Source organism: Klebsiella sp. CN_Kp113 (assembly GCF_040064585.1).
Classification (GTDB): domain Bacteria; phylum Pseudomonadota; class Gammaproteobacteria; order Enterobacterales; family Enterobacteriaceae; genus Klebsiella; species Klebsiella michiganensis.
Window position 1 is genome coordinate 270,178 of sequence record NZ_JBEAID010000023.1, and the last position, 21,160, is coordinate 291,337.

The following is a 21,160-nucleotide window of genomic DNA, read 5'->3' on the forward strand; positions in this document are numbered from 1 at the left end:
CGCTGGCGGCGGGTCTTCGCACGCTTAAATTTTAATGGAGTATACCCTCATGACATATCACATTACGCTGACGGACCCGATGAACGGTACCCGGGATCGCGAACCGATTACGTTTACTCTCCCGGAGAAACTGCAGGAGCCCCTGTGGTGGGCAATCACCAGCGAGGACCAGCGGATCCTTTGCCAGCGCCTCACCCATGAGTCGACGCAAAACAGTACCGCCTTTATCGCGACGGTCAGCTTCAGCGGGACCCTCAAGATGCGGCTTGACCACCCGCTCACGGCGGCTGAAGTCGGTGAAATCGCCGGTATCCACCGGCTGCCTGGCCGGGAAAAGGACTGTTTTGTCCGTCTCAATACCGGCTGTTTCGATCTGGAAATGTGTCGGGGAACCGCCCAGGGCGTCGGTGCATCCAAGTGGGGGCTGCGCCATTTTCGCGCGCTGCAGGACAACGTCGAGCTGCTTCCTTCCGGAAATAACGCCATTGGCGGGTTTTACGGCCCGTTTTTCACCCCGGAAAATGGGCTGATAAACCCGCCGGAGCATACCCTCGTTGATATTGAGATCCTCGAGGAAGGCCCGGTCTATCATCACTACCGCATGCGCGGCGCGATCCCCGACGGATTATTACCGGAGCTGCGCGGTAAACGTTTCTCCATCGACTGGAAATTTAGCTGGAACACGCCCTGGTTTCAGCGGCGCTACTGCGTAGATGATTTTTCAACGGTGATTAACGGCCGTTCGGTGACCAACAAGATCACCGTCGGCGACGAATTTGAGAGCGGCCCGGGAAAACTGCTGTTCGATCGCTTCGCGGCGTACGGCGGCACCCGCTATCGCGCGGGCGACCCCTATGCCGAAGAGCTGGTCGCCATGGTGGCCAATACCGTCACCACCTCGGAAAACCAGAGTCCGAAATTTACCGAATTCCGCGAACAGCTCGCCGATATGGCCTCCGCCCACTGGGATCTCTACTGGCGGATGTTCTGCCGCTGGGAGAACGTGCTCGATGAGGCGGAGATTCGCGAACGGCTGAGCCAGGTTCGCGCCCGGGCGCATCGCAGAGCCGATCTCACCGAGCGGGAATGGCTGCTGACCGATTCGCCCGTTGACGTTTCCGCCGTCGCGGATGAAACCATCTTTCCCGGGCCGGCCAGTAAAACCGTCGAGTATGATTCAGCGAGCGGCCGGGCGATGATCTGGTGGACCTCCCGCCCCTCCGGCGCGTTTCAGATAGTCCAGCGCCGCCAGTCCGGATGGGTTAACTGGGGCAGCAACGGCGAAAACGAGTGTCCGGAGCTCCCCGTCGGCGTCGATATCAAGACCGCCTGCGGACGTTTTGCCGAAAACTGGATGCAGGTAGCCGATCGGCTGGAAACCCCGCCGGTGGTCGCGGTGATCCAGGGAGAAAAGCCATGATCCTCTGCTGCGGAGAAGCCCTCATCGACATGCTGCCCTGTCGGAGCCGCGAGAACGCCCCCGCCTTTACTCCCTGCGTTGGCGGGGCGGCGTTCAATACCGCCGTCGCCCTGGGTCGCCAGGGGATGGCGGTCGCGCTGTTTTCCGGTTTATCGGACGATTTTATGGGTGACATGCTGCGCCACACGCTTGACGCCTCCGGCGTGGATTATTCGCCCTCAACCCGCGCGCCGCTGCCCACCACCCTCGCCTTCGTCAGGCTGGTAGGCGGTCAGGCCCGCTATACCTTTTACGATGAGAATAGCGCCGGTCGAATGCTGACTGAAAACGACCTGCCGACGCTCGGGGATGACGTCTCCGCCGTTCTGTTCGGCTGCATCAGCCTGATCGCCGAACCGTGCGGCAGCGTTTATGAAGCGCTGATGGTAAGGGAAGCGCCGCGTCGGGTGATGTTCCTCGACCCTAATATTCGTGAAATTTTCATCCCGGACCGGCAGAAACACCTGGCGCGCGTGAGGCGCATGATTGCGTTAGCGGATATCGTCAAGCTTTCCGATGAGGACCTCGCTTGGTTTGCCGAACCCGGCGAAGAGTATGAGGTGATAGGCCGCTGGCTGGCGAGGGGGCCGAAGCTTATCGTGGTCACCCGCGGCGCTGACGGCGCTGATGCCTGGACCGCTGATTTTCATCTGCATGTGCCCGCTATTCGCGTAGCGGTGGCCGATACCGTCGGCGCGGGCGATACGGTGAATGCCGGTATTCTCGCCAGCCTCTCGCAGACAGGGCTCCTGGAGAAGGAGAAACTAGTGACACTGTCACGCGAGCAGGTTCGCCAGGCGGTGGATCTGGGGATGCGCGCCGCCGCGGTGACGGTTTCCAGGCCGGGCGCTAACCCGCCCTGGGATCATGAACTCTGAAGACAGCGGACGCCCTGTCGGCAACCGACAGCCAGATGAGGGTCTGAAACAGCGTTTATTGATGGACCCTTATCCTGATTTATGTTGTATATGATTTGAGGCCCAATTATTGAATGAAAGCTAAACCAGCTTCATTTATTCATGGGTTATTGTCGACTAATCCATTAATATCAGATAATTAGATCGTCATTCAGTTTCTGTCGATCGCGTTAACAGACATCAGGGACAGGACGTCAATAATGAAAAACAATCCATGGTTCGTGCGTTTGCGTAATACCTCTATTCCGCAGCATAAGCTGCGTCCGGCGAAATGGCTGGCGCTGATTGCCCTGCTGCTGCTGCTGGCGCAGTTGACGATAGAGTTTTTACTCTTAGCATAAGCACAATAAAATCGGCTGTTGGTGTTCAAATTCGCAAGCGCCGATAAGAATAAACTCAAGTTTAATTCGTGATAAGCATCTCAGTTTATCAACAACGGCTAGACAGAAAGAACGCAGGCATGCTAGTAATTAATTCAAGCAAGGGAACGGATTTAAATTAAACACCATTTAAACCCTACCCGTCAGGCTGAAAAATTAATTGATAATGGTTTGGATTACTGAACGATTATCAAAAGGGTAAGTGAATCGAAGGCCCTCAGAGACGAAAGTCTCTGAGGGCCTTTTTTGTTTTTTTCTATCTCAGGAGTCAAAAAATGTCTAAAGAACGTCGTCTCTCTCGCATTTTCGCAAAAGATGGTAAATCCGTCACGCTGGCGCTGGATGGCTACTATTTTTCAAGCAAAACAAATGGTATTGATAATACGATAAATCAGCTTCCGGCCCTTGTTGAAAGCGGCCTGGACTGCGCGCTGGTCACTTATGGCATGTTGAAAAATTTCCGCGAAGTTTTCAATTGCGTTCCCGTTGTATTACGCGTCGATAGCACAGTGAATATTTTTGATAATACCGTTCCCGATACGACTCCCGTCTTTTCCATTGAGGATGCGCTGAAAGTGGCTGCGGAAGGCGTAGTGTGTATGACCTTCCCCGGCGCGTTCAATGAAGAGAAAACGCACATCATGGCGATGCAGCTGGCGCAGGCCGCCGATCGCTGGAACGTGCCGCTGATCGTGGAATCCCTGCCGTACGGCTATCCCGTGACCAGCGACGACTCCAACAACCCGGCCGTTATCGCCGCCTCGGCCCGCATCGCCGTTGAGCTGGGGGCTGACGTGATCAAAACCCGCTTTACCGGTACCGAAGATGATCGGCTTATCGTCGAAGCGGCCGGCGTGCCGGTACTCGCGCTGGGCGGCCCGAAAACCGGCATCGACGGTTATTTTAAATTTGTGCAGCACTGTATGCAGGTGGGTGCAAAAGGCGTGGCGGTGGGCCGCAATATTACTCAGGACCCACAGCCGGCAAAAGTAGTAGCAGGTCTGAACGCCATCATCCATGAAAATGCCACAGCGGAAGATGCCTACAGCCTCTACATGGCTAAATAACATCGGATATTAATATGTTCTTAAATAACACCATCATTCCTTCCGTCAGAAAATATAAACATTTTGAACAGGCGCTGGCCTGCGCATCAGAATACGTACTGCTGTCCGAAGCAAATATCGGCAACCTGCAATCGCTGATTGGCAAATGCCATCAGCGCGGCAAAAAAGTGCTTATTCACCTGGAGCTACTGGGCGGTTTTAAACCCGACCAGGCGGGGATCAGTCTGCTCAAAAATTACTACAAGGTTGATGGTGTTATTTCGTCGAATCTCTCGGCCCTACGCTATGCCAAAAAAGAGGGATTGTTAACTATCTTCCGGGTATTGCTCATCGACTCGCGTTCGCTGGATCACTCCATCGATATTGTTAAGCATAACCCGCCAGATGCTATTGAAATCTTACCTGCTGAATATGCCTGCCAGTGTCTGGAATTGATTAGCCGGAATTTAAAAGGCTTTGACGTGATATTCATCGCCGGAGGCTTTGTAAAGCGGAAATACCTTGTAGATAAAATTTTCCATGCCGGATTTAAAGGCATTACCACCAGCGAACCCGGTTTATGGTAACGCATAAGGAGTCCACGCCAATGAAACAACACTACGTCATGGGCATTGATAACGGCGGCACCGTCACAAAAGCGGCGATTTACGATCGCGCCGGCAACGTGGTGGCCAGCGCGTCGAAGTCTACGCAAATGCTGACCCCGAAGGAATTTCACACCGAGCGAGATATCAACGAACTCTGGGCGGCCAACGTTGAAGTCATTACAACGGCCCTCGCGCAGTCGGGGATCGACGCCAGCCAGATCAAAGGCGTGGCGGTCACCGGCCACGGCAACGGGCTGTATATGGTGGATGAAACGGGCGCCCCGGTGCGCAACGGGATCATTTCCACCGATAGCCGGGCTAAGGGCTGGGTTGAAAAGTGGTACCGCGACCCGACGTTTGTCAGCGACATTTTGCCCAAAACCATGCAGTCCATCTGGGCAGGCCAGCCCGTCGCCCTCCTCGCCTGGCTGAAAGAGAACGAGCCTGAAGCGCTGAACAACGCGCGCTACATATTCATGGTCAAAGATCTGATTCGTTTTTATCTGACCGGCGAAGCCTTTCTCGAACTTACCGATATCTCAGGGACTAACCTGATCAACGTTCGCGACCGTGACTATGATGCCTCGCTGCTGGCCTGGTGGGGGCTCGGCGATCTGCGCGACAAGCTTCCGCCCATTAAACGCTCCACCGATTGCTGCGGCTACATTACCGACGACGTCGCGCAGCTGACCGGTTTGTGTGCCGGCACGCCTGTCTCGGGCGGCGTGTTTGATATCTCGGCGTCATCCGTCGCTTCCGGCATCAATACGCTGGATAAGCTGGCGATTATTACCGGCACCTGGAGCATCAATGAATACGTGACCGACCATCCGGTTATCGACCGGGATCTCTTTATGACCTCGATTTATCCGATTGAGGGCAAATGGTTAATTACCGAGGCCAGCCCCACATCCGCCAGTAATCTGGAGTGGTTTATCAATAACTTTATGGAAGGCGATCGCACCGCCGCGGCGGCGCAGGGATCGTCAGTCTACGATCTGTGCAATGATCTGGTCTCCACGACAACGCCCGCCGAGAGCCACCTGCTGTTCTTCCCGTTTGTCTTCGGCTCCAACACCATCCCGGACGCCTCCGCGGGGTTTATCGGCCTGAATAGCTTCCATAAAAAAGCGCATTTTCTGCGCGCTATCTACGAGGGGGTCGCCTTCAGCCACCTTTATCACACCGAACGTCTGCGCAACATCAACCCTGATCTAAGCCGCACCATTCGGATTGCGGGCGGCGTCACTAACTCTGCGGTCTGGCTGCAGATATTCGCCGATATTTTCCAGTCCACTCTGGAGATTGTCGACGTGAAAGAGCACGGCACCCTGGGCACCGCGATGACCGCCGCGGTCATGGTTGGCTGGTTTGATGATGTCTTTGCCGCCTCAAATGAGATGGTTCACGTTTCGCGAACGGTCACGCCGAACCCGGACAATAACAAGGTCTATCAGGATAAGTATCAGCTCTACAAAAATCTGCTATCGGAAATGCAGTCTCCGTGGAAAAGCTGTAGTAACTACATTACGCATTAAGCGAGGAAAGTATGGATCTGAATTTACACCACCGCACGGCTATCGTCACCGGCGGCGCAACGGGACTGGGCAAAGAGTTTGTCCTTTCCCTCGCCAGAGAAGGGGTCAACATCTGCTTCACCTATATGCGTGATGAGGAGCGCCCGGAGCAGCTGATCGATACGGTAAAAAATAGCGCCAGCGTCGAGATTATTGCGGTGAAAACCGATCTTTCCGATGAGCAAAGCCGGGAGAATCTGTTCGCGACCTGCATTGAGCGGCTGGGGAACGCCGATATTCTGGTCAACAATGCCGGGATCTGGCTAAGCGGCTACGTCACTGAAATCACCCAGCAGGAGTGGGACAGCGTGATGAACGTCAACCTGAAGGCGGTTTTCCACCTGAGCCAGCTGTTTGTCAACCACTGCCTGGCGAAAGATCGGGCCGGCAGCATTCTGAATATCACTTCTCAGGCGGCCTTCCACGGTTCGACCACCGGTCATGCGCATTACGCGGCCAGTAAAGCGGGCCTGGTGGCATTTTCTATCTCGCTGGCGCGCGAGGTGGCGAAACAGAAAATCAATGTCAACAACATCGCCGTCGGCATTATGGATACCGCGATGATCCGTAAAAACATTGAGCAGAATCCTGACTATTACGTCAGCCGTATTCCGGTGGGCCGGGTAGCCCAGCCGCACGAAATTGCCGACATCGGCGTCTTCATGGTCTCTCCGAAAACCAGCTATATGACGGGAGCGACTCTGGATGTCACCGGCGGTATGTTGATGCGTTAATTTATGGAGAATCATTATGAAATGTCTGGCAATTGCCGATCTGTTTATCAATGCAGCGATGATGGACGCGGGTCTGAAAGCGCTGAAAGATAAAGGTATTACAGTGGAAGTACGCGAATGGTCGCACGAGTCGATTGAAAAACTGCAGGAGGATAATTTACTGGTTGAACAGCAAGGCTCCGAAGCGGTGGCGCTGCCTGCCGCCCTGCTTCAGGGCGCTGAAGAGGTTGAGATCCTGATCGTCCAGTTCGCCCCGGTCAACGCGGCGGTATTCGACAAGCTGCCAAAGCTTAAATACGTTGGCGTGCTGCGCGGCGGCATTGAAAACGTTAATCAGGCGGAGGCCAAAGCGCGCGGAGTTGAGGTAATGAACACGCCAGGACGTAATGCCCGCAGCGTGGCGGAGTTTACCGTCGGCATGATTCTGGCGGAAATGCGCAACATCGCCCGCTCGCACGATGCGCTGCGCGATAAGTTCTGGCGCAAAGAGAGTCCTAACCACCGGGCCATTCCTGAACTGGGCGGCAAAGTGGTGGGTCTGGTCGGGCTGGGGCATATCGCTCAGCTGGTGGCCGGCTTCCTGCGCGGTTTCGGCAGCGAGATTATCTTTTACGATAAGTACGTCCCCGGCCATGACAGCTATGAAAAGGTGGATTCTCTCGATGAGCTGGTTCGCCGTGCGGATGTGATTTCGCTGCATGCCCGCATGACCCCGGAAACGGAAAACCTGATTAACGCACATCATTTTGAATTAATGAAGGAGAGCGCCATTATCGTCAATACCGCACGCTCCGGCTTAATTAATGAAGGCGATCTGATCGCCGCGCTGCAGGACGGTAAAATCATGGGCGCCGCCCTCGACACTTTTGATGATGAGCCGCTGCCGGACGATAGCGCGTTTTATTCGCTGAATAACGTCACGATAACGCCGCATATTGCCGGCAGTACTATTGATGCCTTCAGCAATTCGCCGAAGATTTTTTCTGAGATCTTGCTGAAGCAACTCGGTTAAATATTAAAAGAGCCGCTTAAGGTTTTTGCTACGGCCCATTGGGCACGGGTTCGCTCGCGCCCAATTCGGCCGCCTTTTAAGGAAATATTATGGATATTATCAACAGCATTATTAGTCTGGGGGCATCAGTGATGATGCCAGTAATATTCTTTATTATCGCCCTGTGCTTCGGCGTTAAAATTGGCACCGCATTTAAAGCCGGGATGCTGGTCGGTATCGGTTTTGAAGGGGTGGGTCTGGTGATCGGCCTGCTGTTGACCAACCTCGGCCCGGCGTCGCAGGCTATGGTTGAACGCATCGGTCTGCACCTGACGGTGGTCGATACCGGCTGGCCGACCGCCTCCACTATCGGCTGGGGCTCGCCGCTGATGCTGCCGGTGGTCGTGGGATTTATTGTTATCAATATCGCCATGCTGCTGCTTAAATTAACCAAAACGGTAAATATCGATATATTCAACTACTGGATTTTCCTGATTATGGGGTCGGTCGTGTATGCCGGCACCGGTAACTACTGGCTCTCCGTTGGCATTACCTTCGGCATATTTATCTTAACCCTGCTGGCGGCGGATTTAACCGCACCGTATTTGCAAAAAAACTATAATCTTAAAGGGATATCATTCCCCCATCTTACCTGTATAACCTACGTGCCGTTTGGTATTGCCTGTAACTATATTATTGATAAGATCCCGCTGATCAATAAAATTAATTTCGACCCGGAAAGTATTAATAAAAAATTCGGCGTCTTCGGTGAACCGCTGACCCTAGGCTTCGTGCTGGGGCTGCTGCTGGCCTTCCTTGCCGGATACGATGTTGCAGCCGCGGTGTCGCTGGCGATTAAAGTTTCCGCCGCCATGCTGCTGCTGCCGAAAATGATCGAAATTTTAGTGCAGGGTCTGCTTATCGTGCGCGATGCCGCGGAAGCGAAGCTGAAAGCGAAATTTCCCAACCGCGACTTCTATATCGGCATGGATACCGCGCTGCTTATTGGCGAACCCTCGGTGCTGGCGACCGGGCTGCTGCTGATCCCTATGGCGGTGGTGCTGGCGATTATTCTGCCGGGCAACCGCGTGCTGCCGTTTGTCGATCTGGCCTCGCTGATGTTCCTGCTGGCGATGGTGACGCCGTTCTGCAAACGCAATATGTTCCGCATGTTTATCACCGGCACGCTGGTGGTCACCTGTATTTTGTACGTCGGGACGGATATTTCGCGGGAATACACCCAGGCGGCGGTCAACTCTAACATTCCGGTGCCGGAAGGGATGGCGGAAATCACTAATATCGTGGGCGGAGCCACCACCCCGGTGGGCTGGCTGGCGGTGAAATTCGGCGAGTTTTTCAGTACCGCGCCGTAAACTCCCCCTTTTCTCACTCAGCCCGGCGCGGGAAACGGCGTCGGGCTTTTTCGTCTCGCCCTGCGTTCAAGCACAAAAATGCCTGCCAGGAGGGTAAGCTGGCAGGCATGGTTCAATAAAAGGCGTTGTCTTAGAACTGGTAGGTTATGCCCACGGCAACGATGTTATCGGTGCTGATGCTGGCATCTTTGGTGAACATGGTGTCATCCAGCAGGTTGATTTTGTAGTCCACATAGGTAGACATGTTTTTATTGAAGTAGTAAGTCGCGCCGACATCTACGTATTCAACCAGATCCTAGTCGCCGTAGCGGCCCAGATCTTTGCCTTTTGATTTCAGGTAGGCGATGGACGGACGCAGGCCAAAATCGAACTGATACTGGGCCACAACTTCAAAGTTCTGCGCGGTATTGGCGATATAGCCTTTACCAAACTTCGTCATGTTGCGGGTTTCCGCATAGGTGGTTGCCAGGTAGATGTTATTAGCATCGTACTTCAGACCGGCCGCCCACACTTCCGCTTTTTCGCCACGGGCGTAGAAGTCAGGATTCACGCGCCCTTCCCTGACCTGCGCATCGGTACGATCGGATGCCGCGTAGGCCGCGCCTACGCCAAATCCTTCGTACTCATAGGTCGAGGCCAGACCCCAGCCGTCGCCATGCTGTTTCGCCAGATCGCGACCGTTGCCCTCTTCTTTGCCCTGGTACTGTACGGCGACGTTCAGGCCGTCAACCAGGCCGAAGAAACCGCTGTTACGGTAGGTGGCAACGCCGGTGGTACGCGCGGTGGCGAAGACATCGGTCTGGGTCCAGGTATCGCCGCCGAACTCCGGCAGCATATCGGTCCAGGCGCCGATATCATAGGCGACGCCGTAGTTACGGCCGTAGTCCAGAGAGCCAAATTCGCCAAACTTGAGGCCTGCAAACGCGAGACGCGTTTTGTCGCCGGAGTTGTCGCCTTCAACGTTATTGGCGCTGAAGTTATATTCCCACTGGCCGTAGCCGATCAGCTGGTCGTTGATCTGGGTTTCACCCTTGAAGCCCAGACGGGCATAGGTCTGATCGCCATCTTCTGACTTATCGCTGGAGAAATAATGCAGGCCGGTCACTTTCCCGTAGAGGTCGAGTTTGTTTCCGTCCTTGTTATACACTTCAGCTGCCTGCACGGTTCCTGCAGCAAGAAGTGTAGAGACGGCCACTGTTAGTAATTTTAATTTCATATTATTTCGTCCCTAACTATTAATAAAATATCAAATCTCAGATGCCTTCTGAGTGAGGCTATTATGCGATAATTCGCAAAGAGACTTGAAATTAAAAGTTCCAGTTTTTTAGACCAAATACCATAACTGTGACGACAACAGCGGTTGTTAATTGATGTACATCAATCATTCACTGATTGCGTTGGCAAATATTCTGAATCACGCCTTACGCAACCCAGAGATGCAGAAGGTTTGACTAAAATAGATAAATTATCATAAGGAAATTCTAATGATTAGATAAATTAAAGATTGCAATTTGTTAAAAACAATAAAAATCAATAGCTTATAATTTATACAAGCAATCATTAATGTTTATTCATAAAGCCACTGATTCCCCTGATCGGCTATTAACAAGTATATTCCGATCCTTCCCCGCAGATAAATTATAGTGCCGAAATGACCACATTTCTTTATTGAAGATTCTTTACAAAGACCGTAAAAATTATAGCATAGTGGTTTAAGATGTGTTTAACACTTTCGTGAAAGGGATATCGCCAGCCCTATTTCAGGGGATAAATTTAACTATGAATAAATACTATGAATAAATAGAGCCAGGAGCTTGTCACCAGTTTGATAAGCCGCTGACGCGCCGGGAACGGCTTATCCGTATCGGGGGTAAAGGAAGCTGGCGCGGGGCTGCTCCCCGCGCAATGCCTGGATTACAGGGTAAAACCGCCATCACCCACTTGCGCCCGGGCGTACCACTTCATTAGCTCGGCGGTTCCCGGCGCGTTTTCAGCTGGCGCCCACGGGGCCGCGTCTTGCTCAGAAACAGGCTGGTAACCACCGTATTTAACCTCAAAAATTACGCCGCCTTTATCCATCGACTGCACGGCATGCCAGGTACCCGCCGCCATCTCCAGCACCTTACACTCTTCGCCTAACACCACGCGCTCGGTCACGTTGCCAGCATCATCAAAGGTCAACACCACAAAACGTCCGCTAAGGGATGTCAGCAGTTCAAAAGTGTGCGGGTGGCGGTGAGGCCGAACATAGGTACCCGGCTCCATAGCGACGGCCAGGCGTTGCACCGGATCGCTTAAGTCAGGGTGGAAATTACGATGGGCACGCAAGCGAGGCGAAGCTACAGCCTGTTCGCTTTGTTGCCGAAGGTCACTCAACGTCATTTGTTTCATATAAGCCTTTATTGTAGTTGGGCAGCTTACGGCAATCAGGTTGTCGTAAGGCTTAATGCTATTTTCAACAGACGATTAGCTTCGCCGCTCGCGGAACACATCGCTGTGCGGATTATAGACGCTGATGCCGCGGTCCCAAAGCGCCAGAAATGACGAGAACAGATCGTGGTGGGGTTCCTTTGTCCCCCGCTCGCCCTTTGAGGCAAGACATGGGATAGATGACATGAAAAAGAGACACTTTGTGAGTGCGCTCCTTAACAGTCGTGGCAGGCGGAAAAATAAGATGAGAGTGCGAAGATAAAGGTATAGTCACGCATGCAGGTGCAGCAATTAATCCGGCGTAAATTTATCGAGCAGCGAAAAAGCGTGTAAATAATTAGACAGCGCCAGTAGCGCATGAAATGAGTTAAAGCCGAACTTCTCAATTAATCTTCTTTTATAGCTGCTGTAGGCCTTGGGCGAAATGCCGAGCAGCTCCGGGTAATCTTTTGCCAGTACGGTAAATTTCATAATAAAAATATACTGAAATTCTCTCTCTGTTAACGTGATGTCCTCTCCCACGGGGATGCCATCAGTCACTCTGGCGATAATACTGGCGATATGTGCGGTGCGCCTTTTGTTTATCAAACAAATAATATTACCTTCAACCCGGAAACAAACAAAATTCTTTTTCATTTCAAAGCTGTTTATCAAAAAATGGAACTGCGCGTAGCTGCTGGATGCGTACTTTGTTAAGCACAAATCGACCAGATTCGCCTTTCTGACCGCTTTTATGTCGTTTATTTTCAGACGCATGGCTTTCTTAAAAAAATGATTATGGCTGAAAATAGTTAACATTCCTTTCCCTCATGAAAGTGCAATCATCCTTTATAGAAATGCGTATAATAGCCGCCATGGGGATATACCCATGAGTGAAGTGGGTGAATTATAAGTTTGTTTAATATTTATTGTCCAGACGAGTGAATTTCAGAAAAATCCCTGCGAAATGTAAACCATGGGATTTTAACTGGCCCGGAGACAGCGCTCATCCCCACGCTTACTTTAGGATTTTTCTTACGATGCATCGGTTAAAGAGAGATTAGCAGCATATCACTCTACGACAGAGATGATAATTAACGAATAACATTGAAAAAATTAATTTATCAAAAGATAAAACTACCAATGAGGGAATTGCGCATGAACCGAAGCGCATGCGCGCGCTGACTTCCGGGCATTTGTTTGCCCTTCGTTTAAGTCTGCGCCAGGCAGCGACCCGGCGCGACTCAGTTTATGAACGGTTTCTGGCCAGCAAAATAATAATGAAGAGACCACCGATGCCGGCCGTAATGATCCCGATAGGCAGCTCCTGCGGAGCCAGCAGCGTCCTGCTGACGATATCGCCGCCGCACAGTAGCACCGCGCCCCACAGGCCGCATAAAGGAAGCAGCAGCAGATGTTTTACGCCAGAAAAATAGCGGCACATATGCGGCACCATCAGGCCGATAAAGCCAATCGCCCCGGTCAGGGCCACCAGCAGCGACGTTGCTAACGCGCAGCAGAAAAACACCTCCATTCGCAGGCGGGTAACGTTGATGCCCAGCGACTGCGCGGTCTGCTCACCGGCCAGTAAGCCATCCAGGGAGCGCCAGCGCAGGAGTATGAATGCGCCGAGAAGCAGCAGACTGAACAGGGCGTAGGGCAAATTATCCCAGCGCGCCAGACCGAGCCCACCCAGCGACCAGAACAGCACCGAGCTGGCGGCCCGCTGGTCGCCCGAGAAAATCAGATAGCTGGTCAGCGCGCCGAATAAAAAGGAGATCGCCAACCCGCAGATCACCAGGTGCTCTGCGCCACGCTGCTTTTTAAAATGAAACAGCAGCATCACCGCCACCGCCGAGCAGATGCCGCCAACGAATGCCGACACCGGCAGCGTCAGCGCGCCAAGCCGCTCACCGAATCGGGTGATCACCAGTACCGCTCCCGCCGATGCGCCGGAGGAAAGCCCGAATAAAAAAGGATCGGCCAGATCGTTGCGCGTGGTGGTCTGTAGTAGACCGCCCACGATGGCCAGCACCGCGCCCGCCAGCACCGCCAGCAGCGTTCTTGGCACACGCAAATCAATGACAATACGTCCGATCATCTCCGAAACCGGCACATCCAGCAGCCGCAAGGCGCCGAGAACCTGGGTAAGCGACAGCGGCACGCTGCCTTTAGCCACGCTGAGCAGCATCAAGCCGGCTAATAACGGCAGCGCCCCCCACGCGGCCCAGTAGTAGCGATAGTGAGTCCCGCTCATTGGTGGGCCGCAGGATACATCGCATGAGCCAGCTTTTCGGCCGCGTTGATATTCGCCGGGCCGGGCGTCAACTCAGCATATTGCAGCTTCAGATAACGCTGCCGCTTCACCGCCGGCGTCTGTTTCATTAACGGATGATTTTCGAGGAAACGGCGCAGCGAATCAGCGCCGCTGCCGGTCTGATAATCGAGAAGAATAATAAAATCGGGTTCCGCCGTCGCCACGCTCTCCCAGGAGGTGGTCCCCCAGCTCATCTCCAGGTCGTCCATCACGTTTTTCCCTCCCGCCGCTTCGATAATCGCGGTCGGCATGGCGTACCGTCCGCTGGTAAAGGGCTTATCTTCGCCGGAATCATAGACAAACACCTTTAATGGCTGCACGCCCTGCGGCGGCTTAGGCAGCGCATTCAGCGTTTTTTTCCAGCCGTCGACCAGCGTACGGGCCTCTTGCTGCTTGCCAAAAATCTTACCCAGCGTCAGCTCATCGTTATACAGCAGGTCCATACTCGCTTTTTGTTTCTGAGAGGCGGTAAAGACGCAGCTCTCGCTCAGCACAAAGGTTTTGATGCCGTATGTTTCGAGCACGGAAGGCGTGACCTCCCCGCCGACCTTCATGCCGTAATTCCAGCCGGCGAAAAAGAAATCAGGATTTGCCGCCAGCAGCGTCTCCAGAGAGGGATATTTCGGCGCCAGCTCGGGAATTGATCTCATCTGATGTTTAAATTCCGGGGTCATTTTGTACCATCCGGTAATGCCGGTTAAGCCAACGATGCGGTCCTGCAACCCGAGAGCAAAAGCCATTTCAGACATATTAAGGTCGTGGATGACCGCCCTTTTCGGCGCCTGAGTGAAGGTCACCGGCGTTCCGCAGCTGTCAATCGTGACGGGAAAATCCGCCGCGTTCGCCGCTGAAATAAAAAGAAACGCCATCGTCCCTGCAAACCATTTATTCATGCTGCGTTATCCTCCGGTAATTTATCAGGCATAGCCTGGCACCTCAAAAATCCGCAGCGCCTTCCCGGTCATGGGATGCGGTACGGTAAAGCTGGTCAAGCCGAAGACCGGGTAAAGCCGTTGTGAAACAAGCACGCGCTCCGGCACATCCCAGGCCACGGCGCGCCCTTGCGATAAAAGCAAAACCCGATCGGCAAAGGCGTCAATCAGGGAAAGATCGTGCAATACCGCAACGACCGTGATTCCCTGGCTTTTCACTAATGACAGCAGCTCCACTCTGCCGTGGGGATCAAGGTGGTTGGTGGGCTCATCCAGCAGCAGCAGTTTTGGCGCCTGGGCCAGTACCCGCGCCAGCGCCGCCCGTTGTCTCTCACCACCGGATAACGCGGAGAGCGGTCGCTTACGCAGCCTCTGCAATCCCGTATCGTTAATCGCGCGGGTTACGATGATGTCGTGTTCGCGACGCGACATATCCCGGGCGTGGGGAATCCGCCCGAGGGCGACATAATCCTCAAGCGCCAGACGCAGGTCGGGGGTATCATTCTGCGCAAGCACCGCGATCTGCCGGGCTCGCTGCTGCCGGGTTAATGCGGCAATGGATCGGCCATATAACCGTACGTCGCCTTCCCGCGACGGCAGTTGGCAATCTATCGCGCGTAATAAAGTGGTTTTCCCGCTGCCGTTGGGTCCAATGACGACCAGACACTCTCCTTTACCGGCGCTGAAATGAATGCCGGAGAGCATTTCCCCGCCGCCGGGCCGCGGCAATGATGCGATATTGACGCTAAGCACGGGATCATCGGCTTTTCCACTCTTTGTCAAACTCTCCTCCATTAGCCGCCTCTCCCTCTCTCTTCAGCGTGGATGAGCGAAACACGCGCTCTTTTGAATTTTGATCGGCAGGTAGTGATGATAATCATTATCATTTAAAAAGAAAGGTAAATAGTCACATATTTTATAATGCCAAAAATGTTATGATATAACATATCAAAAAAGAAGTGAGAAATGCAACCCACGCTGCCGTCATGCCAAAGAGAAGCGACAAAACCACGGGGAGTTGTTCTAATAGCCGGACAGTGCTCTCTTGCAGCAAACTCAGTGAATGTGAACAGGAAACGTCAGGATGAAAACGGTAGAGTTTTTGCTTTACACCCTTAAACCGGGGACCGGGAACGAGTTTCACCGGATAATGAAGGAACAAAGCGCCCCCTGTCATCGCGCCGCCGGAATGGATATCGTCTCCTTCGGCAATTCAGTTGATGACAACGACGCTTATTACCTGATCCGGGCCTATGAGGACCTGACGCATTTAAACGCATCCCAGGCGCACTTCTACAGTAGCCCCGCCTGGCGCGAAGGCCCGCGACAGGCCTTTATCGACAGGATCAGCGTCAGCGTAAAAACGGTTATGCTGCTGAGCGACAGCGCGATTGATGGCCTGCGAAACGGTTGACCCTCCAGGGCCGCTGGCGTGGCCCAACAAAAAACGCGCTCTCTTTTGCTGTCACAGAGATTCTGGGGCCCGGGCAAAACGCGGCTGCCGTGCCTGCCTCCGACGCCACCGTTAGTTCTGATTCAACGACTCAAGAAAGCCCTGGGGCGTCGTGTCGCCTAGCTTTTTTTGCGCCCGTCCCCGGTTCCACAGCGCGCACAGCCGCTGCAGCGTCGCGTCCGGTTCATCCAGCGCCGGAATAACGTCGGCTAATCGTTCGCTGAGCTGTACCGCTCCGCGCTCCGCCATCGCCACCGTCCGGCAAGAGAGATCCGCGCGCGCGGGCTGAAAGCCTTTATGAGCATAAATCTCAAGACATTGTATACGCGCCGGACAGGCGTTCAGCGCCTCGGTCAGCCAGCTATCGACCAGCGCGGGTGAGATCCCGCTATAGATGCGGCCAAAGCACCAGCCGCTGATCGGCTCCTGCGCCCAGAGCAGATGATGTTCACCGCCGTCGTCCATCGACAGCGCCAGCTGGCGATAGTGCAGCGTCAGGGTATCCGCGCGCATTCCCGCCTTTAACGATTTTTTCCCCTGCAGCGCGGCATTTTTCCGTCCTTCATGGGCAGGACGCAGATAGCGGTTTAGCGTGGCGCGGGAAATAGCGATGCCCAGCCCCTCATTCACCATAAACAGCAGTTCGTCCAGCGGGGCGCGCAGCGCATCGCGGAGGGCGTTAATGAGAATCTCCTGCTCTTGTCTCAGTACTTTGTGTATCAAATGCGGCGTGGTGTGGTTATCGGAAATCTGGCTGCGGTTGCGCCAGCGGCGAACCGTAGTAATGGAAATCCCCAGTTCCTGCGCCAGTTCCCGGTCGCTTTTCGTCGATTCCTGAAGATATTTACGGGTTCTGGGGGTGGTGGTGGCATTAGCGTGCAGCTTAATTTCCATACGATCCTCTACAGGAAATATAACTAATCATATGAGATATATATTATTGCAGAGAATACAATGTGAACCGCTTCACCTTTCAGCCCACCGCTTTCTCTCATAATCCGCCATAGATAACACACACAGCCCTGTCGATCTTGTACGGAGTTCACAATGAACAATGTTCTGGGATTTCTTGAAGCCAAACTGATGCCTCTGGCGGCGAAAACCGCTCAGCAGCGTCACCTCGGCGCTATTCGCGGCGCCTACGTTTCATTCATGCCTTTTATTATTGTCGGTTCCATTCTGCTGGTGATTTCGTCGTTCCCCAATCAGAGCTACCAGCAGTTTATGGCCAGCACCTTCGGCGCGAGCTGGAGCGCAATTATCGAAATCCCGTTCAACGCGGTATTTTCCACAATGTCGCTGTTTATCAGCTTCCTGGTGGCCTACCGTCTGGCGGAGCACTACGGCGATGACCGCATCTCCTGCGGCATCCTCTCGCTGGTGGGGTTTCTGATCCTCACGCCGTTCATTAAGGTCGCAGAAAACGGCGGCATCACGGTGATCCCCGTGGAGTGGATCGGCACCAAAGGTTTATTCGTCGCCATGATCGGTTCGCTGCTGTGGACCGAACTCTTCTGCTGGCTAAAACGCAAAAAGCTGGTGATTAAGATGCCGGACGGCGTTCCGCCCGCCGTGCAGGAGTCTTTCGCCGCGCTGATCCCGGCGCTGCTGGTGATGATTCTGATCCTGGCGGTTCGCATCGGGTTTGCGCACACGCACTACGCCACCATCCACCAGTTTATTTATGAGGTCGTCGCCTCGCCGGTACGCCATTACGGTACCTCCTATTTCGGCGCGCTGATGACCGTTTTCAGCATTACCATTCTGTGGTCGGTCGGCATTAACTCCGGTTCGATGATCAACGGCATCATTCGTCCGCTGTGGATGGAAAATCAGACCGACAACATCGCCGCTATCCAGGCCGGCGTCACCCCGCCGCACATTATCACCGAGCAGTTCTTCGATATGATCTGGATGGGCGGCGCGGGCGCAACGCTATCGCTGGTGATAGCGATGCTGATTTTCGCCCGCAGCAAAAATATGCGCGAAGTTGCCCGCCTCGGCGCCGGCGCCTCCATTTTTAATATCAACGAACCCATCCTCTTCGGCCTGCCGGTGATCATGAACCCGATCATGCTGATTCCGTTTAACCTCGTGCCGCTGGTGCTGGTCACGGTGCAGTACGCGGCGATGAAGATCGGCGCGGTGGCCGTCACCACCGGCGTCTTTATCCCCTGGACGCTGCCGCCGGTGATCAGCGGTTTTATCGTCACCGGGCATCTTAGCGGCAGCGTGATGCAGATCCTCAATTTGCTGATTGGCGCCATGCTGTACCTGCCCTTCATGCGCATCGTCGATAAGCAGTATCGCGCGGCGGAAGTCACCGCCAGTGCTGAAACGGACAACACGCTTGCAAAACAGGAGTAAACCAATGTGGGGAATGATTGCCACCTGGCGAATGGCGCTGGAAGGCGTAACCGAAGCCGCGGCGGCGCTGGCATCCGGCGCTGATACCGCCAGCGCCGTGGTCAATGCGGTGGCGGCGGTAGAAGATTTTCCGCTGTACAAATCGGTGGGCTACGGCGGCCTGCCGACGGAAAACGGCGAGGTCGAACTGGATGCCGCCTTTATGCATGGCGATACCCTGGCCTTCGGCGCGGTGGGTAATCTGGTGGATATTGCCAACCCGGTGAAAGTCGCCCACGCCCTGAGCCGCCAGCGCTACAACAGTCTGCTGGTCGGCCAGGGCGCCAGAGAGTGGGCCATAAGCCAGGGATTCGCCGCCAAAGCGATGCTGACCGAACGCGCGATGCAGCATTACCGGAAGCGCTGTCGCGAAACGCTGGATAAAGGTCTCAGTCCTTACGACGGCCACGATACCGTGGGCATTATTGGCCTTGATAAACAGGGTTCCATGAGCGTTGCCACCTCCACCAGCGGCCTGTTTATGAAAAAGCGCGGACGGCTGGGCGATTCGCCGATTATCGGCTCCGGTTTCTACTGCGATAGCGAGACCGGCGCCGCCACGGCGACCGGCGTCGGTGAAGATCTGATGAAAGGCTGCACCAGCTACGAAATCGTCCGGCGAATGGCCCAGGGAATGACGCCGCAGCAGGCGGCGGACTCGGTGGTCTGCGAGCTGGAAGACAAACTGATGTCGCGCTTTGGCCGCGCGGGCGACCTTTCGGTGGTGTGCATGAACCGGCGCGGCGAATTCGGCGCCGCCACCAATATCAAAACCTTCTCCTTTGTCGTCGCCAGCGCGACGCAGCCGCTGACCGTGTTCTGCGCCGAGCGCGTTCGGGAGAAAACCCATTACCGGCCGGTGGACGACGAATGGATGCAGGCCTATGCCGCACGCATTCGCGCCCCCATCGAGGAGTAAGCCATGCTGGATTATCGTCTGATTAATCAACTGGATAGCGCCTGCACCGGCGCGCATCTGGTGACCTGGCCCGGCAGTACGCTGCTGGCCCAGGCCCCGCTCAATCCCGTTCCCCTGCTCGCGGAAATGGTGGAACAGGCCGCCCGCGGCGAGGTGGCGGATACCCGCTTCGGCTGCTCCCCCTTCGCCCGCATCACCCTCATTCCGCGACCGCTGTGGAGGGATACGCTGAACGATGGCCTGGCCGAGGCGCTGCGGCCGCTATGCAAAAAGCCGGTGAGCGAAACGCTTATCCTCGACGCTTCGCTGGAAGAGAGCAGCGGCGCTTTAACCAAAGCGCTGCGCGAACTGTTTAACCTCGACTGGCAGCTTGATGATTTGGGCCTGCATCAGGTGAAAGCCGCCAGGCCACGCCTGCGCCAGCTCGCCCTCTATGCCTTACCCGAACAGCGGTCGGCGCTGAACACCCTCGCCCATCGTCAACGGGCCACGGCGCACGGCATGCTCGCCGCGCGGCGGCTGGCGGATCTGCCTGCGGAGCAGTGTACCCCGCAGTACGTGGTGGAAGAAGCCCGGCGTCTGTGCGCGGATATCCCCACGCTGCGCTGCGAAGTTCTGGATGAAAAAGCGATCGTCGAACAAGGGCTCGGCCTGCTGCATGCGGTGGGTAAAGGCGCTGAACGCCCGCCGCGCCTGCTGGCGATTCATTATGATGGCGTCTGCGAGGGCCCGGTTCGCTGCTACGTCGGTAAAGGCGTCACCTTTGATACCGGCGGACTGTGGCTCAAGGAAGGCGCCGGGATGTACACCATGAAGTACGATATGTGCGGCGCGGCCAACGTCCTTGGCCTGATGCTGAGCATCGCCGAGCTGGCGCTACCGGTGCGGGTCATGGGCGTACTGGCGCTGGCGGAAAACGCGATTGGCCCCGCCGCCATGCAGCCGGGCAGCGTCGCCCGGGCCTGTAATGGCCTGACGGTAGAGATCAATAATACCGACGCTGAAGGCCGCCTGGTGCTTTCCGATGCCATTGCCTGGGCGAGCCAGCAGCATCCGCAGGCGCACTATATTATTGATATTGCGACCCTTACCGGCGCGGTGGTTAAGGCGCTGGGTTACGATTTGAGCGGCTTGATGACGCAAAGCGACGCGCTGCGGGCGGGGTTAACCCGGGCAGGAATAAAAAGCGGGGATGAGGTCTGGTCGCTGCCGCTGGATAGCAGGCTGAAGAAGCAGACCGAAAGCGCAATCGCCGACCTGTGCAATACGCCCGGCAATAATGCGGCCATCAGCGCCTCCGCCGCCTGGCTTTTGCACCATTTTTGCCCGCCGGAGATCCCCTGGGCCCATCTCGACGTCAGCGGCACGGCGCTGTGGCGCGAAGGCGGTAAAAGCGTCGCTTCCGGCCGGCCGATTCCGCTACTGATTCAGCATCTGCTCGACGATATCGACGAGAGTTAACCCCCTCCCCGGAGGCGATGCTGCGCATCTGTCCGGGCTACGGTTACCTGCAATCTGCAACTCTGTAGCCCGGCTAAGCGCAGCGCAAGCCGGGAAGAAGCCACAGCAATACCACGTCGCGGAATATTCCCCGGGTTGCGGCGTAAACGCCTTACCCGGGCTACGGGTTACCAGCAAT

General features: G+C 55.0%; 19 protein-coding genes and 1 pseudogene. 13 read left to right on the top strand and 7 right to left on the bottom strand.

Going from position 1 to position 21,160, the window contains the following annotated elements; genetic code table 11:
• The first annotated feature begins 49 nt into the window (after positions 1-49).
• The 9 genes from ABLV30_RS16445 (at position 50) to ABLV30_RS16485 (ending at position 9,085) form a co-directional block, all read left to right on the top strand.
• Positions 50-1,420 (top strand): hypothetical protein, encoded by a 1,371-nt coding sequence (locus ABLV30_RS16445; protein ID WP_265799993.1) that lies wholly within the window; start codon positions 50-52, stop codon positions 1,418-1,420.
• On the top strand, positions 1,417-2,337 hold the full coding sequence (locus ABLV30_RS16450; RefSeq protein WP_348865628.1) for a carbohydrate kinase: 921 nt from the start codon (positions 1,417-1,419) through the stop codon (positions 2,335-2,337). The genes ABLV30_RS16445 and ABLV30_RS16450 overlap by 4 nt, the downstream gene beginning before the upstream one ends.
• A gap of 239 nt (positions 2,338-2,576) precedes the next feature.
• The gene (locus ABLV30_RS16455; protein WP_004851064.1) at positions 2,577-2,717 is read left to right on the top strand and encodes a hypothetical protein; all 141 of its coding nucleotides are present in this window, start codon (positions 2,577-2,579) and stop codon (positions 2,715-2,717) included.
• Positions 2,718-3,031: 314 nt separating this feature from the next.
• Positions 3,032-3,823 carry a phospho-2-dehydro-3-deoxyheptonate aldolase gene (locus ABLV30_RS16460; protein ID WP_004851066.1) on the top strand — a complete coding sequence of 264 codons (792 nt, stop codon included), beginning with the start codon at positions 3,032-3,034 and terminating at the stop codon, positions 3,821-3,823.
• A 14-nt stretch (positions 3,824-3,837) separates the two neighbouring features.
• Positions 3,838-4,389: a glycerol-3-phosphate responsive antiterminator gene (locus tag ABLV30_RS16465; RefSeq protein WP_004851068.1), complete on the top strand. Its 552-nt coding sequence runs from the start codon at positions 3,838-3,840 to the stop codon at positions 4,387-4,389.
• Between the two features lie 20 nt (positions 4,390-4,409).
• Complete coding sequence (locus ABLV30_RS16470) at positions 4,410-5,948, top strand: FGGY-family carbohydrate kinase (RefSeq protein ID WP_265799997.1); 1,539 nt, start codon at positions 4,410-4,412, stop codon at positions 5,946-5,948.
• 11 nt (positions 5,949-5,959) lie between these two features.
• Entirely contained in the window at positions 5,960-6,721 is a 762-nt protein-coding gene (locus ABLV30_RS16475) for an SDR family oxidoreductase (protein WP_014229444.1), read from the top strand.
• 16 nt (positions 6,722-6,737) lie between these two features.
• The gene (locus tag ABLV30_RS16480; RefSeq protein ID WP_025106269.1) at positions 6,738-7,733 is read left to right on the top strand and encodes a 2-hydroxyacid dehydrogenase; all 996 of its coding nucleotides are present in this window, start codon (positions 6,738-6,740) and stop codon (positions 7,731-7,733) included.
• 89 nt (positions 7,734-7,822) lie between these two features.
• Positions 7,823-9,085, top strand: coding sequence for a PTS transporter subunit IIC (locus ABLV30_RS16485; protein ID WP_004851075.1), 1,263 nt, complete (start codon positions 7,823-7,825; stop codon positions 9,083-9,085).
• A gap of 130 nt (positions 9,086-9,215) precedes the next feature.
• On the opposite strand, the pseudogene ompC reads toward ABLV30_RS16485, so the two are convergent.
• The 6 genes and pseudogenes from ompC to ABLV30_RS16515 form a co-directional block, all read right to left on the bottom strand.
• Positions 9,216-10,301: pseudogene (gene ompC, locus ABLV30_RS16490) on the bottom strand (porin OmpC).
• A gap of 698 nt (positions 10,302-10,999) precedes the next feature.
• On the bottom strand, positions 11,000-11,476 hold the full coding sequence (locus ABLV30_RS16495; protein ID WP_265800001.1) for a WbuC family cupin fold metalloprotein: 477 nt from the start codon (positions 11,474-11,476) through the stop codon (positions 11,000-11,002).
• Between the two features lie 330 nt (positions 11,477-11,806).
• Entirely contained in the window at positions 11,807-12,313 is a 507-nt protein-coding gene (locus ABLV30_RS16500) for a hypothetical protein (protein ID WP_048252274.1), read from the bottom strand.
• Positions 12,314-12,743: 430 nt separating this feature from the next.
• The gene (locus tag ABLV30_RS16505; protein ID WP_265800003.1) at positions 12,744-13,751 is read right to left on the bottom strand and encodes an iron ABC transporter permease; all 1,008 of its coding nucleotides are present in this window, start codon (positions 13,749-13,751) and stop codon (positions 12,744-12,746) included.
• Entirely contained in the window at positions 13,748-14,704 is a 957-nt protein-coding gene (locus ABLV30_RS16510; RefSeq protein ID WP_049084083.1) for an ABC transporter substrate-binding protein, read from the bottom strand. Before ABLV30_RS16510 ends, ABLV30_RS16505 begins: the two co-directional genes overlap by 4 nt.
• Before the next feature lie 24 nt (positions 14,705-14,728).
• The gene (locus ABLV30_RS16515) at positions 14,729-15,538 is read right to left on the bottom strand and encodes an ABC transporter ATP-binding protein (RefSeq protein WP_064405027.1); all 810 of its coding nucleotides are present in this window, start codon (positions 15,536-15,538) and stop codon (positions 14,729-14,731) included.
• A 289-nt stretch (positions 15,539-15,827) separates the two neighbouring features.
• On the opposite strand from ABLV30_RS16515, the gene ABLV30_RS16520 reads away from it, so the two are divergent.
• Positions 15,828-16,157 carry an NIPSNAP family protein gene (locus tag ABLV30_RS16520; protein WP_348865629.1) on the top strand — a complete coding sequence of 110 codons (330 nt, stop codon included), beginning with the start codon at positions 15,828-15,830 and terminating at the stop codon, positions 16,155-16,157.
• Positions 16,158-16,268: 111 nt separating this feature from the next.
• On the opposite strand, the gene ABLV30_RS16525 is transcribed toward ABLV30_RS16520, so the two are convergent.
• The gene (locus ABLV30_RS16525) at positions 16,269-17,090 is read right to left on the bottom strand and encodes an XRE family transcriptional regulator (protein WP_265800007.1); all 822 of its coding nucleotides are present in this window, start codon (positions 17,088-17,090) and stop codon (positions 16,269-16,271) included.
• Between the two features lie 153 nt (positions 17,091-17,243).
• Here ABLV30_RS16525 and celB point away from each other — a divergent pair, with 153 nt between their 5' ends.
• The 3 genes from celB to ABLV30_RS16540 are packed head-to-tail and all read left to right on the top strand — an operon-like array spanning position 17,244 to position 20,982.
• Positions 17,244-18,563 (top strand): PTS cellobiose transporter subunit IIC, encoded by a 1,320-nt coding sequence (gene celB / locus ABLV30_RS16530; protein WP_049070524.1) that lies wholly within the window; start codon positions 17,244-17,246, stop codon positions 18,561-18,563.
• 4 nt (positions 18,564-18,567) lie between these two features.
• Entirely contained in the window at positions 18,568-19,521 is a 954-nt protein-coding gene (locus ABLV30_RS16535) for a N(4)-(beta-N-acetylglucosaminyl)-L-asparaginase (RefSeq protein WP_009652191.1), read from the top strand.
• 3 nt (positions 19,522-19,524) lie between these two features.
• On the top strand, positions 19,525-20,982 hold the full coding sequence (locus tag ABLV30_RS16540; RefSeq protein ID WP_348865630.1) for a leucyl aminopeptidase family protein: 1,458 nt from the start codon (positions 19,525-19,527) through the stop codon (positions 20,980-20,982).
• Positions 20,983-21,160 lie beyond the last annotated feature (178 nt).

Coding starts and splice junctions, on each gene's coding strand:
- ABLV30_RS16445 (WP_265799993.1), top strand. CDS start 50: ATGACATATCACATTACGCTGACGGACCCGATGAACGGTACCCGGGAT.
- ABLV30_RS16450 (WP_348865628.1), top strand. CDS start 1,417: ATGATCCTCTGCTGCGGAGAAGCCCTCATCGACATGCTGCCCTGTCGG.
- ABLV30_RS16455 (WP_004851064.1), top strand. CDS start 2,577: ATGAAAAACAATCCATGGTTCGTGCGTTTGCGTAATACCTCTATTCCG.
- ABLV30_RS16460 (WP_004851066.1), top strand. CDS start 3,032: ATGTCTAAAGAACGTCGTCTCTCTCGCATTTTCGCAAAAGATGGTAAA.
- ABLV30_RS16465 (WP_004851068.1), top strand. CDS start 3,838: ATGTTCTTAAATAACACCATCATTCCTTCCGTCAGAAAATATAAACAT.
- ABLV30_RS16470 (WP_265799997.1), top strand. CDS start 4,410: ATGAAACAACACTACGTCATGGGCATTGATAACGGCGGCACCGTCACA.
- ABLV30_RS16475 (WP_014229444.1), top strand. CDS start 5,960: ATGGATCTGAATTTACACCACCGCACGGCTATCGTCACCGGCGGCGCA.
- ABLV30_RS16480 (WP_025106269.1), top strand. CDS start 6,738: ATGAAATGTCTGGCAATTGCCGATCTGTTTATCAATGCAGCGATGATG.
- ABLV30_RS16485 (WP_004851075.1), top strand. CDS start 7,823: ATGGATATTATCAACAGCATTATTAGTCTGGGGGCATCAGTGATGATG.
- ABLV30_RS16495 (WP_265800001.1), bottom strand. CDS start 11,476: ATGAAACAAATGACGTTGAGTGACCTTCGGCAACAAAGCGAACAGGCT.
- ABLV30_RS16500 (WP_048252274.1), bottom strand. CDS start 12,313: ATGTTAACTATTTTCAGCCATAATCATTTTTTTAAGAAAGCCATGCGT.
- ABLV30_RS16505 (WP_265800003.1), bottom strand. CDS start 13,751: ATGAGCGGGACTCACTATCGCTACTACTGGGCCGCGTGGGGGGCGCTG.
- ABLV30_RS16510 (WP_049084083.1), bottom strand. CDS start 14,704: ATGAATAAATGGTTTGCAGGGACGATGGCGTTTCTTTTTATTTCAGCG.
- ABLV30_RS16515 (WP_064405027.1), bottom strand. CDS start 15,538: ATGGAGGAGAGTTTGACAAAGAGTGGAAAAGCCGATGATCCCGTGCTT.
- ABLV30_RS16520 (WP_348865629.1), top strand. CDS start 15,828: ATGAAAACGGTAGAGTTTTTGCTTTACACCCTTAAACCGGGGACCGGG.
- ABLV30_RS16525 (WP_265800007.1), bottom strand. CDS start 17,090: ATGGAAATTAAGCTGCACGCTAATGCCACCACCACCCCCAGAACCCGT.
- celB (WP_049070524.1), top strand. CDS start 17,244: ATGAACAATGTTCTGGGATTTCTTGAAGCCAAACTGATGCCTCTGGCG.
- ABLV30_RS16535 (WP_009652191.1), top strand. CDS start 18,568: ATGTGGGGAATGATTGCCACCTGGCGAATGGCGCTGGAAGGCGTAACC.
- ABLV30_RS16540 (WP_348865630.1), top strand. CDS start 19,525: ATGCTGGATTATCGTCTGATTAATCAACTGGATAGCGCCTGCACCGGC.